A 14,886-nucleotide genomic window follows, 5' to 3' on the forward strand; every position below is an offset into this window, starting at 1 on the left:
GAAAGTTATGAAAACGATCGCTTTTTTACTACATAATCACTTCGAACAAGCAGAGTACGAAGACGTCAATAATCAGCTAAAAGATAAGGGCTATAAAACACTTCTCATAACAACAAATGATAAGAAAGAAGTGCAAGCCATGCAGCAGGACGTAGATAAGAGTGATACTTTTACTGCTGATATCTTTGCGGAAGATGCCAACGTCTCTGACTATGATGCATTGGTGTTACCAGGTGGTACTGTGAACGCTGATACTATTCGTGGTAATGAAAAGGCTCATCAAATTATCAATGCTATTAATGAAGCAGGAAAGCCATTAGCTGTTATTTGCCATGCTCCTTGGGTTCTCATCAATACAGGTATTGCTAAAGGCAAGACCCTTACCGCTTATCCTACTTTGCAACTAGATTTAGAAAATGCTGGAGCAAACTACGTAGATAAGACAGTACAAGTAGATGGTAATCTTATTACTTCGCGTAACCCAGATGATATACCCAATTTTGTTGATGCTATAGATAAAGCATTATCTTAGGATTTTGAACTCTAACTAAAAATTTTTAATTAAGTACTATTAGATTTCAACTCTATACAACTAATATTTATAACCATAACTAAGGAAAATACTATGTCAAACTCTAACCCAAATGATACTAAGCTTGAGCAACAACGTTCTGATTCAGCAGAAGCGGCGCTTAAAGGTCAAACTGAAGACAATCATAATGAAAATAGTGAAGCAGCAGCAGAACGTATCGCAGCTAACTTAGAAAATGCGAAAGAAGACAAGTAGGTTTTTAATATGCCACCTGTAATAGGTGGCATTAATATGTTTATAGTTTGCACGTCTTATGATCGATGAGTGCAATTAAAGTTAGTCCACAAAATAATAATTCAGGAGCTAATATGAGTAATTCACCGAACAATATGGACGAGCAGGAAAAAGAGATTGAAAAGCTTGCAGAAGAAATCAATCCAAGTGAGCATACTGCCCCAGAAAGTCTAGCGGAAGTGACTACTGCCACGCCTCTTGAAGATGATGAGCTAGGCGGCAATGCGAAAGAAGCTGATGTTAATAAGTAGTCTGCTTAGGTAGGATCTCAATAGATAATTATCTATCAAATACTAGCTACTAGAAATTGAATGTCGCTTTACAAGTATTATGAAAAACTGCTGCTAGTTCAGCAGTTTTTTGTTATAATTACCCCCACATTTAAATTAGGTTTTGGATGATGTACTGTAGTTAGCCCATTACTTTGATTAAGTAGTGCTATAGCTAAATGCAATGTACGATTCAAAACATACTAAATGGTTGTTAACTGAGCTTGTCGTACACTAGGTCAACTCTAGTAATGCAGGGTTGTCCTGAATGGCGTACAGGTTATTTTATTTATTATTCTATTGCTTTAATACTGACTCAAATTGCAGCCTGTATTTAAAGTTTTTAGCATTGCCGGAGATATTTATGCTAACTAATACCGATCGTGAACAAATCATCGCTCAATACCAACGTGGCGAAAATGACACTGGTTCTCCAGAAGTTCAAGTAGCTTTGTTGAGTGCTCGTATCAATGATTTGCAGAACCACTTTAAAGCACACAAAGCTGACCATCATAGCCGTCGCGGTCTTATCCGTATGGTTAACACGCGTCGTAAACTGCTTGATTACTTAAAAGGTAAAGACCTTGGTCGTTACACTACTCTAATCAGCCAGTTAGGTCTACGTCGTTAATCTAACGACAATAGTACGAGTGGATGCTGAATTTTTCGCTAAATCGCTTGGAACTTGTTTGTTATTATCGATAAAATAGATTTTTCCAAAAACGGTGTGGAATAGTTTCACGCCGTTTTTTTATGCTTATTCGTTTTAGATACAGTGCTCAAATAGTAAGAGCTATAACTCCTTCTATAAAATAGCTAAGAGGAATATTGGTATAAACTGTACTAATCAAGCCTCAAATGCGACATTTTCTGACGATAATTGCGCTACTGTGCAATTAATTGGTCAATGGCTATAAATCACTGTAAAATAATGCCTTGTGAGTTTGATAGCGCATCTGCTACAGATATGGCGATTATTGATAAAATACTTATTATTTGGCTTGGTAATCGGCGCAGATAGCTGATATTTGAAACCTAGAAAATAGCCTGTAGGGTTTTTAGCATCGAAGTCTTTTGACTTAATGTCTTTTTGATAGTATTTATAGTAAAGCCAAAATTGCACGACCGAATATACATAATAGTACGATGTCTAACTCAGGCAAATATATGAGATAACCAAGTAACGTTATTGGCATTGGTTGCGATGATTTTTAATAGAAAACATGTCAACTGATAGCCATATACACAGAATTTTAATGACAGGTATCAGCTTTTTTTGACGCTGATATCAGTTTTGTCAGTCAACATTAGGAAGATTATATGACAATGTTCAACACCATTAAGCGTGAATTTCAGTATGGCAACCAGCAGGTTGTTATCGAGACAGGCCGTATTGCCCGTCAAGCAAACTCTATTTTAGTACACATGGGCGGCGTAACAGTATTAGTTGCAGCAGTCGTAAAATCAGAAGCTAAAGAAGGTCAAAACTTCTTTCCGCTAACGGTTAATTATCAAGAAAAAATGTATGCAGCGGGTAAAATCCCAGGTGCTTACGGCAAACGTGAAGGCCGTGCGAGCGAATTTGAAACTTTAACTTCACGCTTGATTGACCGTCCGATTCGTCCGCTATTCCCAGAAGGCTACGTAAACGAAATCCAAATTACCGCAACAGTTGTATCATCAGATAAAACTCAGTCTGCAGATATCGCTGCACTAATCGGTGCTTCAGCAGCATTGGCTATTTCTGATGCACCATTTAATGGTCCTGTTGCTGCCGCTCGTGTTGGTTTCATTAATGGCGAATACGTTCTAAACCCAACGTCTGAGCAGCTTGAAACTAGTGATCTAGATTTGGTTGTGGCTGGTACTAAGTCTGCGGTATTAATGGTTGAGTCTGAAGCGGCAGAGTTGTCAGAAGACCAGATGTTAGGTGCAGTATTGTACGGCCATCAGCAACAACAAATCGTTATTGATAACATTGCTTCAATGGCTGAAGAAATCGGTACTGCTAAGCAGCAATACTCTGCTCCTGAGCGTGACCAAGCCCTTACCAGCAGCATGAAAGAGCAGTTCGGCGAGCAAGTTGCTGACGCTTATACCATTACTGATAAGCAAGCACGTTACACCAAGCTTGATGAAATCAAGCAATCAATTATTGATGCACTTGCTGGTGATGCTGAGTCAGAAACTTATGCTGATACCGTATCTGAGCTTAAAGAAATCTATAACGACCTTAAATATCGTACTGTTCGTGACAACATCTTGTCAGGTAAGCCGCGTATCGATGGTCGTGACCCTGAGACAGTTCGTGCGCTTGACGTACAAGTTGGTGTATTGCCATATACGCATGGTTCAGCACTGTTCACACGTGGTGAGACGCAGGCATTGGTTACTACCACACTTGGTAACAGCCGTGACGTCAACATGATTGACTCACTAGGTGGCACGATTCGTGACCATTTCATGCTGCATTATAACTTCCCGCATTTCTCAGTTGGTGAAACGGGCCGTGAAGGTATTCCAAAACGTCGTGAAATCGGCCATGGTCGTCTAGCACGCCGCGGTGTACAAGCGATGTTACCTGATAGCGAGCGCTTCCCGTATGTGATTCGTGTGGTATCAGAAATCACTGAATCTAACGGTTCGTCTTCTATGGCTTCTGTTTGTGGCGCAAGCTTGGCATTGATGGACGCAGGCGTACCATTAAAAGCACCAGTTGCTGGTATCGCGATGGGTCTGGTTAAAGAAGGCGATCGTTTTGCTGTATTGTCAGATATCTTGGGTGATGAAGATCATCTAGGTGATATGGACTTTAAAGTGGCCGGTTCTAAGAACGGTATCACTGCGTTACAGATGGATATCAAAATCGAAGGGATTACCCCTGATATCATGGAGCAAGCGCTTAAACAAGCCCATGCTGGTCGTATCCATATCCTAGAAGCAATGAACCAAGTATTGCCTGAGAGCCGTACTGAAATCAATGCTCATGCACCAAACTACGCGGTTATCGAAATCAACCCAGACAAGATTCGTGACGTTATCGGTAAAGGCGGCGCAACTATCCGTCAGCTAACGGAAGAAACTGGCGCGGTTATCGATATCGATGATGCAGGTACTATCCGTATCTTTGGTGAAAACAAAGCAGCGACCAAGGCAGCTATTGGCAAAATCGAAGCACTAACTGCTGAAGTTGAAGTTGGTAAAACTTATGAAGGTACCGTTGCTCGTATCGTCGACTTCGGTGCATTTGTAAATGTCTTGCCAAACACTGATGGCCTAGTACATATTTCACAAATCGCAGAAGAGCGCGTAGAGAATGTATCAGACTATCTAAAAGAAGGTCAGGTCGTTAAAGTACTCGTACAAGACGTTGACAACCGTGGTCGTATCAAACTAACTATGAAAGGTGTTGAGCAGAACTAATACTCAATATCTGATGTAGTTTAAGTAATAAAAAACCGCTTTGAAATGCTCGTTATGAGTATTCAGGGCGGTTTTTTTATGTGCTCAAAAAGATGATGACTGGCTAGCTAAAAGGCCATTTATAACTCAATGCTTTTAGGCAGATGTATATCGATACGAAGTTTTGGTAGGTCTTGTAAGTACTCAGTCAGTAATGGCAAAGTATCAGCATGCCAGTCTAAGGGCAGGGTATCTGCTGTATTACTTTCATTGAATAAGATATCACGTGGTTTGCCTGAGATAAGCGGCCGCGCAAACAATGCAACTCTGCGTATGCCTTGGTAACGTATAAGCGGCATCATTTGCTGTTGTAAATCAATCAAAGCAGCAGTCAGCCAACGTGTGCGCGCTGGATGATAAGGATGGTTTGATATCACAAGGTTGGCAATGTAGTTTGGCTGATTCCCATTACTACTGATACCAAGTCCGACTTGCTCACGTGTGCGCTTATTAAGTAAGCAGCTACCAACGTTCAGACTACCATCGCGGCACGCACGATGATAGCGACTATAATTATCAGGAAATAGAGTTTTCGCTCGTGTGAGTACAGGATCTAAAACGACACCAGCATTGTTGACAGGTAAAATAAGCAACTGTGCATTGCTATTTAAAATAGAGGCATGTGTGAATTGCAAAATCGCCATCGTAAGCCTCTCAATAACCAAATCAAGTATACGGTTATTGAACCGTCGCTTTATTAGAGTCGTTTGCTTCTAACTGAGCAATTTGTTGTTCGAGTAGCGCAATTTGTTCTGCCTTCATATCAGTCAATTGCTTATTCATAGCCACTTGTTCCGCTGCTAACTTTTCTTGTTCGGCCAGTCGCTGACGCTCATCTTCTAAACGATCAATCTCTTCTTTAGCCAAGCTATCATTTTCTGGTAGAGGTGCATCTAATATAGCAGTAGGATTTGGTATCGCGGTACTGTCATTATTGGCTGCTCCAGAGTTTTCATCCATGAGCACACTATTGTTAATCACAGAGTCATCTGTTGTCTCAGATATATTGTCTGTTGTTGACTCTGTCGGCGTTTGCTCAGTTACTGGTGCTGAAGTAGCGTTATCTACAGGGATTGTGGACTGAGTGCCAGACCTTCCTACGATAAGGTAGACAATGACGATAAGTAGCAATATGGAGATAAGTACTGCCAAAATTTTCTGACGTGATGTAGTCTGTTTTTTCTTAGAAGCGCGGGTTGATGAAGGCCGGATGTTGTCTGGTTTCATATTGTGATCGATTCATGTCAAGAATATAAGTAGCCATACTATAGCAAACTCAAAATAAAAAGCCTATCTATTGATAGATAGGCTTAATAGACCATTAAATAATAAAGGATTTAATCTGTTTTTAGATATGAAAACTAAATAACTAAGGCTTAAATTTTACAGTGCCGCTGGTGCCAATCGCCATCGCATCACGAGCCATCTGATCTTCTAGATGGTTCTTTGCACTAATGGCATCAGGATCGGGGCGGTGTTCTGTGTGTCCGCACTGAGTACATTCAATATACTCATCTGGGGCAGGGGTTACGATATTGACTTGCACCACAGCGTCCATCTCCTGACATTTTGGACAACGTACCCCTGCTAAAAATCGGCGCTTGGGACTAGATGATTGATAACGCATTTAAATGACCTCGCGAGTCGTTTGAGTATTTGCGGCATCAATATTTTTAACATCAGTGAAACCATTATGGCGTAGCAAGGCATCGATACTGGCGCTACGACCGCGGAAGTTTTCAAAGTTGGTCTTCGCTGGGAAACTGCCGCCAACAGATAAGATAGATTCACGGAACGCTTTGCCTGTCGCTGGGTTGAAAATACCGTCTTCTTCAAACTTGCTAAACGCATCCGCTGATAGCAGTTCCGCCCATTTATATGAGTAATAACCTGCAGCATAACCACCCGCGAAGATATGACTAAAACCATTAGCAAAGCGGTTATAGTCAGGTGTTTGCATAACGGAGATATCATTACGGACAGTATTGAGCGTCTCTAAAATGCCATCGTAACTCAGTGCTGGCGTATGAGCATGAATGAGCAGGTCAAATAGGGCAAACTCAATTTGACGCAGCGTTTGCATACCACTTTGGAAATTTTTCACTGCCAGTAGTGCATCGAGCTTGTCTTTAGGCAATGGCTCGCCAGTCTCAACGTGACTGCTGATAAGGGCAATACCTTCAGCATCCCAAGCCCAGTTCTCCATAAACTGACTAGGAAGCTCGACCGCATCCCATTCAACGCCATTGACACCAGCGACATCACCGACCGTCACTTGGGTTAATAAATGATGTAACCCATGACCAAACTCGTGGAACAAAGTTAATACTTCATCATGAGTCAATAAACTAGGTTTGCCATCAAGTGCTGGCGTGAAATTACCAACCATAAAGCAAACGGGCAGCTGCTGATGGTTCTGTTCTTCGTAGCTATAGCGAGATTGAAAACCACTCATCCATGCGCCGCCACGCTTACCGCTACGTGCAAACAAGTCAAAGTAGAAGCCACCGAGCAAGCGATCATCAGCATCGAATAATTGATAAAAGCTTACATCGTCATGCCAGCGAGAGACTGAGTCACTTTCTGTACCTTTATAGCTTTGCTCTTGTACTTTAATACCGTATAGACGCTCAACGATAGTGAACAAGCCATTAATCACTTTAGGTAATGGGAAATATGGACGGATCTCCTCTTGCGATAAGCTGAACTCACTTTGTTTTACTTTTTCAGCGATGTAGGCGCTATCCCACGGTTGTAACTCGTCAATGCCATAATCGCTAGCGTATTTCTGTAGCTGTGCCAAATCTGCTTTGGCAGCAGGGGTGGCTTGCGTTGCTAAGTCACGTAAGAATGTTTCAACTTCTAAGACGCTGTCTGCCATCTTGGTCGATAGCGATACTTCAGCATAATTTGCAAAACCAAGTAGCTTAGCTTTTTGTTCACGTAATGAGAGGATTTGACTCATATTGTTAGCGTTATTTAATGAGTTGCCTTTTGCATTGGTATGCGTATCAAACTCAGAGGCGCGTGTGACATAAGCATGATACAGCGTCTCACGCAGGTTGCGATCGTCCGCATGAGTCATGATCGCTAGATATACAGGGATATTTAAACTGGCCACATAGTAAGGAGTAGGAAGTGCATCTATATCAGCTTGGCCAAGAGCACCGCTAGCAAGCTCACGCGCCTTGTATTGCTCACCTGCATCTGCCAATAGTGCCAAACCACTCTCTGTTAACCCCTTTAACTGAGAGTCTTCTAAAGGTAGGGCAAATGCTTGCGTCGCATCCAAGATATTGTCCGAGAAAGTTGCAGACAGGGTCGATAATTCACTTTGGATAGCGGCAAATTTTTCTTGCTCAGCTTGAGGTAACGCAACGCCTGATAACTCAAAGCTACGTAATGCCAGTTCAATTGCACGTGCACGAGCAGGCTCTAACGTAGCAAAGAAATCTGTGTCATTGACGATAGCTTGATAGCGATTAAACAACGGCTGATGTTGTCCAACTCGCGTACCGTAAGCAGACAGCTTTGGTAGCAGTTCATGGTGAACATGACGAATCTCATCGTTGCTCATCACACTATTGAGATGCGACAAAATACCCCAGCTACGATCTAATGCCAAATTAATATGGTCAAAGCTCATCACATCTGCCAAAGCTTGTTCAGCGCTTATTTTTTCAGCACTTGTTTTTTCAGCACTTGTTTTTTCAGCACTGTCGCTTTCTATCACGGTTAAAGTATCTAAAAAAGTATTGGCAGCATCAATGGCGTCAATCACATGGTTTTGTAAGGTATGTGGCGCAGTGTCGGCAAAATCGACAAGGCGTAAATCTAAAGGAGAAGGTGTCATATAGGTATCCGATATCAATGAATTATTATTAATCAAAACGAGAATGAGAAAAGTCTGGCTACTATTGAAATATACAGTGTGTTCTTATTTTATATATAGATTATATAAAAGATGGGTTCGTTTGGTAAAAATACAACCTAAGCACTTTTATACGATTCAAGTAATTAGGACAGTGCTAGCAATCTGGAAGTAAATATCGAAATTCTGATACTTAGATTCAACTTCTCAAGATAATTATCCAAATATGTAGCTATGCTCGTTAAAGCAGTTCTTTAACAATATAGAGTGCTCTACTTACAAAGCGCTATCATTTGCTTGCAAATTAACCCTACAGGGAGTGGGGTATAGCTGTTAGCATCAAGATAATGGAATTTAAATATTATGCATCGACAGGATGCAAGGAAAACACGGATAGAAATTTCTACGCTTATAACAGTATATGAGTGAAGAAATACATAAAGTTAAAAATGAACGATAATAAAACAAGGAGCAATATATGAAAGCGACTCTTAAAAGTTTACGTGAAACTAAAGCGAATCCTGCAGTAAGTATCTTTGTTAAAACGCATCGTGAACATCCAGCTAACGAGCAAGATCCTATCGCTCTAAAAAACCAATTGAAGGTTGCCGAAGATCGTCTGACGAAAGAGTACGATAAACGCACAGCGACCACTATTCTAGATAATATTCAAAATAAAATCAGTGAGCTCAATCACAATTATAACCTCGATACTTTAGCTATATTTGCTAGTACAGATGATGTGCAAGTTATTCGTATGCCAATTGATACAACGGAACGTGTTGTGATCTCAGATAGGTTTGCTACGCGTGACTTGGTTCGTGATATGGCAAGTGCGGTTCATTATTATACTGTGGTCTTAACCCGTGACAATGCTCGTTTGATCGAAGCATCTAATGACCGTGTTGTGAGAGAATTCGACAAAGATGACGATGCACAAAACAATATGGAGAACATTCAGTTCCCTGTCGAAAACAACGGACTATACACAACAGGTGACGGTGGCTCAGATCGTTCATCAAACAACGAAAGCAGTCACTTAAAAGAATTCTTTAACCAAGTTGATAAAAGTGTCCAAGAACTATGGGGCGAGCATAAAATGCCTCTTGTCATAGTTGGTGATGCAAAAAATATTGGCTACTATAAAGAAGTCTGTGATCGTCCAGACAATATCATCGCTACAGTATCGAATGCGACCAACCTAGAAGATGGTAGTGCTCAGCATATTGTAGATAGTGTGCAAGAAGCCGTAGAAGAGTATCGCACTTCACTACATAAAGCTGCATTGGGTGAAATTGATAAAGCTCGTGGTGCGAATATGTTGCAGACAGATTTGCAGGAAGTATATCGCAGCGCTTTCCAAGGGGCTGGCGAGACGCTTTATGTACGCCGTGGCTATATACAATCCGCTAAGATTGATGAAAAGGCACAAACTTTAAGCCCTGCCAATGATGCTACTACGGAAGGCATCACAGATGATGCAATCGGTGAAATCATCGAACACGTCATTCATAATGGCGGCGAAGCTGTATTTATGCCACAAGACATCATGGGTGAAGATCAACCAATAGCGTTAGTAACTCGCTACTAATCTGACGATGACACCTATACGCGATGTTCATTTATGAATCAGCCATTTATGAATTAGCCATTAATAATACATAGGTGTAATATGAGAGCATTGGTTCAATACGAGCCAGTGCTCTTTTTATGTCTGTCATTACCATCACTATGGATGCTATCGTAGCTGAGCTATTGATCTTTACTCCATAAATAATGAGCGTACAACTAACCAAACTATGACTACCACCTCTTTTGTTTTAACTAGCTACAACATTCATAAAGGCATGTCACCGCTGAATCGCCAAGTGAAGATGCAAGGTATTGCTCAGGCGCTAGAGTCTGTGGGTTCAGACGTCTTGTGTTTGCAAGAAGTACAAGGCCAAAACCTTAAACGTAATATGCAATATAACGAGTACCCAGATCAATCACAGCATGAATGGTTCGGCGAGTTTTTAGATCTGCAAAATAGTTACGGTAAAAACTCCGAATACGAAAACGGCCACCACGGCAATGCAGTATTAAGCCGCTTTCCGCTAGACCCCAAACACAATGTAAATATTACGGTCAACAAGCTTGAGCAGCGCGGTGTCTTGCACTGTGAGGTACAGCCTATCGGTTGGGAGATGCCTGTTGTGGTGCTGTGTGCACATTTAAATTTATTTGAGCGTGATCGTATCAAGCAGTATCAAGCGATTAGTGACTATGTTCGAAATGAGATTGCACCAGATCAGCCGCTTATCTTGGCAGGCGATTTTAATGATTGGAAAAAGATGTCTTGTGACAAACTGGCATCAGATCTCGGTATGATAGAAGCGTTCAAGTATTGTCATGGCAAGCTGTTGCCAACCTTTCCCGCAAAACTGCCAGTGCTTAGTTTAGATCGTATCTACGTGCGCAATTTGCTTGTGAAGGATGCTTGGGTACACACTGGAAAACCTTGGTCATCGCTATCAGATCATCTGCCCATTAGTGCAGAACTGATGCTGCCCTAATACCTAACTATAATAATTCGTCTAAATGTATTATATTGGCAATCTATCGATATATGAACAATTGTCTTTATTGATCATCTTATTGATTAACCATGTTCTCGATTGAAAGTGCTATTAACAGTACAACGTTTCAATAAAGTGAATAACAAGTACAGCCTAATAAACAAAATATAAGGATATTCTACGATGGCAACAGCGTCTACTACTGATAATAATCAACAAGCTAACCACAACATACCTAAGACACAGCACGCCGTACTCATACGCGAGTTTGGTGAGCCTGAAGTAATGAAATACCAAGATGGTGCTGATGTCCCTGAGCTACAGGATGATCAAGTACTGGTAAAAATTGCCTATGCTGGAATTAACCCTGTCGATTATAAAACCCGCCAAGGTAAAGGCTGGGGTGCAGAGAACATTCGTAAAGACAAGTTTGAGAATGATCAGCCAGCTATTTTAGGATTCGATGTGTCAGGCGAAGTAGTCAGCAGCAATAGCGACGAATTTGCTATCGGCGATAGAGTAGCGGCTTTGACCTTTAGCGGTGGTGGCTACGCGCAATATGTGGCAGTAGATGCCAAGTTGCTTGCGAAAGTACCAGACAATGTCACTTTAGAGCAGGCAGGTGCTTTGCCTTGTATCGGACAAACGGCGCTACAATTTGTGGATTTTGCTGATATAAAAACAGGTGAGCATGTGGTGATTAATGCACCAGCAGGTGGTGTTGGTCATTTACTAATTCAACTGCTCATGAATAAAGTGGCGCAAGATAATATTAAGGTAACGGTAATTTGCTCGCCAGAAAAGTATGCCAAGCTTGATGAGCTGATAAACGCATCTAAGCTGGCGGGTTGGATAGATTATACCAAAGATGAAGCGTTCCCTGACCTGCAAGCCGACGTGCTACTTGATTTAGTCGGTAATGATGCAGGTGTCCGTGCGCTTAGCGTTCTCAAATCAGGTGCCCGAGTAAATGTGTTGCCAACTATCTGGGTTGATAAGCTCAAAGAAGCCAGTCAGCGAAAAGACTTAGTAGTAGCAGGCTATAAAGCGCAGCGTAGTGGTCAAGATATGGCGCGTGTTTTACGGGAAGTGGCCGATGGTAAGTTAACTTTAAAAATTCAAAAAACCTATTCACTCTCAGAAGTTGTTGCAGCACACCACGAGCTACAAAAAGGCGATGCTTTTGGCAAGATTATCTTGGCCGCTGCTGAGTGAATATCAAGATTGCCTAATTATTAGATAGTGTTTGGTAGGATTTATTAGTAAAGGGATGTCTGTTGAAACCCAGTAAACTTAACTGATGACTTAACAAATCATACAAAAGTTTTATTTTGAACAACAGAACGTCCCTGTAGTCTTCGCTTGTTTATCATAGGATAGAAAGCGAACGATACTAATAAAGGAAATAATATGACTATCAACGATAAGGCTATCAACAATAAGACCAGCAATGAAAAAACAGATGACCAGGTTGCCTATGAGTCTAAAGTCCGTGCAGAGATAGAAGCATGGAAGAACCCTGATAAAGGAATTTTGGATAAAACGCTAGCAGTGTTTAATACCCCTGTGGTAGCAGCCGGTGATGCGCTGATGGAAGCTCCACAATTTGGTGATTCTCTAAAAAAAGCAACTGAGGAAACGATTAGTGCTTTGAGTGATGCAGCCAATTGGACACTAGATACTCAAGACGTTATCGATAGCTATCAAGAGGAAGTAGATATTAACGATTCCTCTATCAAAACGCTTGGTGACATTAAACGTCTACCTATTGCGGTTGTAGATAAACAAGTTAAGCTTTTTAAAAGCAAATATGTAGCGCTAACCAGTGCGCAAGGGGTGACTACAGGGGTTGTAGGCTGGGCAGGTATCCCTGCTGATGTCGTTGGACTTATTACGGCCAACCTACGTGCGATTGGAGAATATGCAACGTACTATGGCTTTGATATCAATAATGAAGGCGAACAACTATTTGCGATGTCTTTATTGGCTGTAGCAACTTCTGCCTCTGTTGAGGAGCGTAAAGCGGCGTTAGATGACACTCAGGGGATGATTAAAGATCCAGAAACTCAAGCATTCAATCAGATCAATGAAGAGGTCATGTCTCGTGTACTGCGTCAAACAGCGACTAAAGTAGCCACTAACATCGTTAAGACAAAAGCGGCGCAAATTATTCCAGCGGTAGGCGCAGTAGTCGCAGGTGGTGTTAATGCTAGCTACACTGCCAATGTGTGTGAAGCTGCTTATCAGTGTTACCGTGAGCGTTTTTTAGATCGTCTCGCGTAAGAATTAGATGACTCGTTAAGTCAGTGATAGTATCAAGATGTAAGCATATGCCGAAACGTTAGACTGATTCGTCCAGTATCGACCGTCTTTGTCTTAGTGATCGTATGTTTCCAAAAGGTTTGTGTATCACCGTGCATCACAACGAGCTGACCAGACTCAAGATGAAGTTCAACTTTGTCTTGAGTTTTTTTATGTTTAAAAACAAATTTACGTGTGGCACCAAGCGACAAGGAGGCGATGACTGGTTGATGACCGAGCTCTTTTTCGTCATCAGCGTGATAGCCCATACCATCAGCGCCAGAAGGATAGTAATTAAGCAGGCAGGTATTAAAATTGGCAGTGACACCAATCTCTGCTAAAGCTTTTTCGATTTTCTGTTTCACGTGAAACACTTTATCTGACCATGGAACAGTTTGCCGCACATGTCCTGAGTATTGATAGTCTGCATCTGTATCTCCCATCCAGACAATTTTCCGAGTGGTTATATGGGTCTTACCAAATAACGTCACGATGTCTGGCTGCCAAGGTTGCTCATTTAGTAGAGTGTTATAAAGGGCAGTGGCATCGTCGATAATAATGCCTAGATCATTCACCTTACCATCATAGGGTAGTAAGTTATCCGTGGGTGCAGGAGCAAAGAGGTCAGTCATAATTTAGTCGTTGTAAATCCTTATTTACTGCTTTGGTAGTGCTCGTTAATAATTTGAGCGCATAGTTCAGGCGCTTCCATTGGTAATAGATGACCATGATCTGTCAGCGAAATAAGACTGCTATCTGGGACAAACTTCTTCCATTGTTTTCGTACTTTGTCATTGATGAACAGGGTAGGCTTGCCTGTAATCAAGGTGTAGGGACAGCGTAGTTTTTTGAGTGCGGCATCGATATGAGGTGCGCCAAAATAATTGGCCAGCTCTTGTTCTGGTGCAAATATAAGCGTATAGCTACCATCTGTATTTTTGCTCAAACTTTGCTCAGCAAATATTTGCAAGTGCTCATCGCTGATACGCTTATAGGCACGCTGCGCACGTAGGCTTTCGTAATAACTATGGGTACTTGGCCAAGTAGATTGCTTGGTTAACGTGCTTTTGAAAGGCTCGCGGCTCAGTAGGACAGAGCGTGGCAAAAGGTTATATAAGGTGGCTTGGTGTTTGGTAAATGTGACAGGCTCAATCAAGTACAACTGCGAAAAAAGCTCTGGACGTTTGGCAGCTGCCATCGCTGTAGCCGTAGCCCCTTGCGAGTGACCAATACCTACGACAGGCTTATCTTGGGTCTTTTCTAAAAACTCAATCAGCATATCGGCATCTTGCTCGCGCGTCAGACGACGGCTTTGCGGCTTATCATACCAGTAGCCACGCAGGGCAAGTGAGCTGATATCAAATTCAGTGGCTAGCTTGCTCAATAGTGGTGTATAAGTGCCAACGGTAAAACTATTACCACTATAAAAATGTGCTGGCGCGCGGGGAGTAGATCTTGAATCTAGCGGCTGATTAAACTGGCTAAGGTCATAGTAACGTGCTTGTTTTCCGCCAAGATTAATACGGTTTGTGAATGCTTCCATAAAATAAACACTTCCTTGTGACTTATTTTGAGTGATTTTTTTGCAGTTTGTCTTCT

General features: G+C 41.7%; 15 protein-coding genes. 9 read left to right on the plus strand and 6 right to left on the minus strand.

All coding sequences use genetic code 11. The features are described 5' to 3' along the window. Positions 1-7: 7 nt before the first annotated feature. The 5 genes from QL886_RS07650 (at position 8) to pnp (ending at position 4,518) form a co-directional block, all read left to right on the plus strand. Positions 8-532, plus strand: coding sequence for a type 1 glutamine amidotransferase domain-containing protein (locus tag QL886_RS07650; RefSeq protein WP_102091361.1), 525 nt, complete (start codon positions 8-10; stop codon positions 530-532). Between the two features lie 93 nt (positions 533-625). Then, the gene (locus QL886_RS07655) at positions 626-787 is read left to right on the plus strand and encodes a hypothetical protein (RefSeq protein ID WP_166739220.1); all 162 of its coding nucleotides are present in this window, start codon (positions 626-628) and stop codon (positions 785-787) included. A 113-nt stretch (positions 788-900) separates the two neighbouring features. Then, positions 901-1,077 carry a hypothetical protein gene (locus QL886_RS07660; protein ID WP_290178237.1) on the plus strand — a complete coding sequence of 59 codons (177 nt, stop codon included), beginning with the start codon at positions 901-903 and terminating at the stop codon, positions 1,075-1,077. 382 nt (positions 1,078-1,459) lie between these two features. Continuing rightward, the gene (gene rpsO, locus QL886_RS07665; protein ID WP_045443035.1) at positions 1,460-1,726 is read left to right on the plus strand and encodes a 30S ribosomal protein S15; all 267 of its coding nucleotides are present in this window, start codon (positions 1,460-1,462) and stop codon (positions 1,724-1,726) included. Between the two features lie 689 nt (positions 1,727-2,415). Beyond that, positions 2,416-4,518, plus strand: a complete 2,103-nt coding sequence (gene pnp / locus QL886_RS07670; protein WP_101204658.1) for a polyribonucleotide nucleotidyltransferase — start codon at positions 2,416-2,418, stop codon at positions 4,516-4,518. Between the two features lie 119 nt (positions 4,519-4,637). On the opposite strand, the gene QL886_RS07675 is transcribed toward pnp, so the two are convergent. The 4 genes from QL886_RS07675 to QL886_RS07690 all read right to left on the minus strand — a co-directional run bounded on the left by QL886_RS07675 (position 4,638) and on the right by QL886_RS07690 (position 8,410). After that, a complete protein-coding gene (locus QL886_RS07675; protein ID WP_290178239.1) occupies positions 4,638-5,201 on the minus strand; it encodes a hypothetical protein in 564 nt (187 codons plus the stop codon). 34 nt (positions 5,202-5,235) lie between these two features. Next, positions 5,236-5,784: a hypothetical protein gene (locus QL886_RS07680; RefSeq protein WP_290178240.1), complete on the minus strand. Its 549-nt coding sequence runs from the start codon at positions 5,782-5,784 to the stop codon at positions 5,236-5,238. A 142-nt stretch (positions 5,785-5,926) separates the two neighbouring features. Beyond that, positions 5,927-6,184 carry a YheV family putative metal-binding protein gene (locus QL886_RS07685; RefSeq protein ID WP_290178241.1) on the minus strand — a complete coding sequence of 86 codons (258 nt, stop codon included), beginning with the start codon at positions 6,182-6,184 and terminating at the stop codon, positions 5,927-5,929. Beyond that, positions 6,185-8,410 carry a M3 family metallopeptidase gene (locus tag QL886_RS07690; RefSeq protein WP_290178242.1) on the minus strand — a complete coding sequence of 742 codons (2,226 nt, stop codon included), beginning with the start codon at positions 8,408-8,410 and terminating at the stop codon, positions 6,185-6,187. 496 nt (positions 8,411-8,906) lie between these two features. Here QL886_RS07690 and QL886_RS07695 point away from each other — a divergent pair, with 496 nt between their 5' ends. From QL886_RS07695 to QL886_RS07710, 4 genes are all read left to right on the plus strand, one after another. Continuing rightward, the gene (locus QL886_RS07695; protein ID WP_191114503.1) at positions 8,907-10,019 is read left to right on the plus strand and encodes a hypothetical protein; all 1,113 of its coding nucleotides are present in this window, start codon (positions 8,907-8,909) and stop codon (positions 10,017-10,019) included. Positions 10,020-10,227: 208 nt separating this feature from the next. Further along, complete coding sequence (locus tag QL886_RS07700) at positions 10,228-10,983, plus strand: endonuclease/exonuclease/phosphatase family protein (RefSeq protein ID WP_290178243.1); 756 nt, start codon at positions 10,228-10,230, stop codon at positions 10,981-10,983. Positions 10,984-11,169: 186 nt separating this feature from the next. After that, positions 11,170-12,201 (plus strand): NADP-dependent oxidoreductase, encoded by a 1,032-nt coding sequence (locus QL886_RS07705; RefSeq protein WP_290178244.1) that lies wholly within the window; start codon positions 11,170-11,172, stop codon positions 12,199-12,201. A gap of 195 nt (positions 12,202-12,396) precedes the next feature. Then, positions 12,397-13,269 carry an EcsC family protein gene (locus tag QL886_RS07710; protein ID WP_290178245.1) on the plus strand — a complete coding sequence of 291 codons (873 nt, stop codon included), beginning with the start codon at positions 12,397-12,399 and terminating at the stop codon, positions 13,267-13,269. Positions 13,270-13,301: 32 nt separating this feature from the next. On the opposite strand, the gene QL886_RS07715 is transcribed toward QL886_RS07710, so the two are convergent. Both QL886_RS07715 and QL886_RS07720 read right to left on the minus strand, forming a co-directional pair. Next, complete coding sequence (locus tag QL886_RS07715) at positions 13,302-13,919, minus strand: alpha-ketoglutarate-dependent dioxygenase AlkB (protein ID WP_290178246.1); 618 nt, start codon at positions 13,917-13,919, stop codon at positions 13,302-13,304. Positions 13,920-13,939: 20 nt separating this feature from the next. Further along, positions 13,940-14,830 carry an alpha/beta hydrolase gene (locus QL886_RS07720; protein ID WP_290178247.1) on the minus strand — a complete coding sequence of 297 codons (891 nt, stop codon included), beginning with the start codon at positions 14,828-14,830 and terminating at the stop codon, positions 13,940-13,942. Positions 14,831-14,886 lie beyond the last annotated feature (56 nt).

Source organism: Psychrobacter sp. APC 3281, assembly GCF_030407815.1.
Classification (GTDB): domain Bacteria; phylum Pseudomonadota; class Gammaproteobacteria; order Pseudomonadales; family Moraxellaceae; genus Psychrobacter.

What these genes read in the sequence shown, in the direction of transcription:
- QL886_RS07680 (WP_290178240.1), bottom strand. Translation starts at nt 5,784, where the DNA reads ATGAAACCAGACAACATCCGGCCTTCATCAACCCGCGCTTCTAAGAAA.
- QL886_RS07660 (WP_290178237.1), top strand. Translation starts at nt 901, where the DNA reads ATGAGTAATTCACCGAACAATATGGACGAGCAGGAAAAAGAGATTGAA.
- QL886_RS07715 (WP_290178246.1), bottom strand. Translation starts at nt 13,919, where the DNA reads ATGACTGACCTCTTTGCTCCTGCACCCACGGATAACTTACTACCCTAT.
- QL886_RS07705 (WP_290178244.1), top strand. Translation starts at nt 11,170, where the DNA reads ATGGCAACAGCGTCTACTACTGATAATAATCAACAAGCTAACCACAAC.
- QL886_RS07655 (WP_166739220.1), top strand. Translation starts at nt 626, where the DNA reads ATGTCAAACTCTAACCCAAATGATACTAAGCTTGAGCAACAACGTTCT.
- rpsO (WP_045443035.1), top strand. Translation starts at nt 1,460, where the DNA reads ATGCTAACTAATACCGATCGTGAACAAATCATCGCTCAATACCAACGT.
- QL886_RS07700 (WP_290178243.1), top strand. Translation starts at nt 10,228, where the DNA reads ATGACTACCACCTCTTTTGTTTTAACTAGCTACAACATTCATAAAGGC.
- QL886_RS07690 (WP_290178242.1), bottom strand. Translation starts at nt 8,410, where the DNA reads ATGACACCTTCTCCTTTAGATTTACGCCTTGTCGATTTTGCCGACACT.
- QL886_RS07675 (WP_290178239.1), bottom strand. Translation starts at nt 5,201, where the DNA reads ATGGCGATTTTGCAATTCACACATGCCTCTATTTTAAATAGCAATGCA.
- QL886_RS07685 (WP_290178241.1), bottom strand. Translation starts at nt 6,184, where the DNA reads ATGCGTTATCAATCATCTAGTCCCAAGCGCCGATTTTTAGCAGGGGTA.
- QL886_RS07650 (WP_102091361.1), top strand. Translation starts at nt 8, where the DNA reads ATGAAAACGATCGCTTTTTTACTACATAATCACTTCGAACAAGCAGAG.
- QL886_RS07720 (WP_290178247.1), bottom strand. Translation starts at nt 14,830, where the DNA reads ATGGAAGCATTCACAAACCGTATTAATCTTGGCGGAAAACAAGCACGT.
- QL886_RS07710 (WP_290178245.1), top strand. Translation starts at nt 12,397, where the DNA reads ATGACTATCAACGATAAGGCTATCAACAATAAGACCAGCAATGAAAAA.
- pnp (WP_101204658.1), top strand. Translation starts at nt 2,416, where the DNA reads ATGACAATGTTCAACACCATTAAGCGTGAATTTCAGTATGGCAACCAG.
- QL886_RS07695 (WP_191114503.1), top strand. Translation starts at nt 8,907, where the DNA reads ATGAAAGCGACTCTTAAAAGTTTACGTGAAACTAAAGCGAATCCTGCA.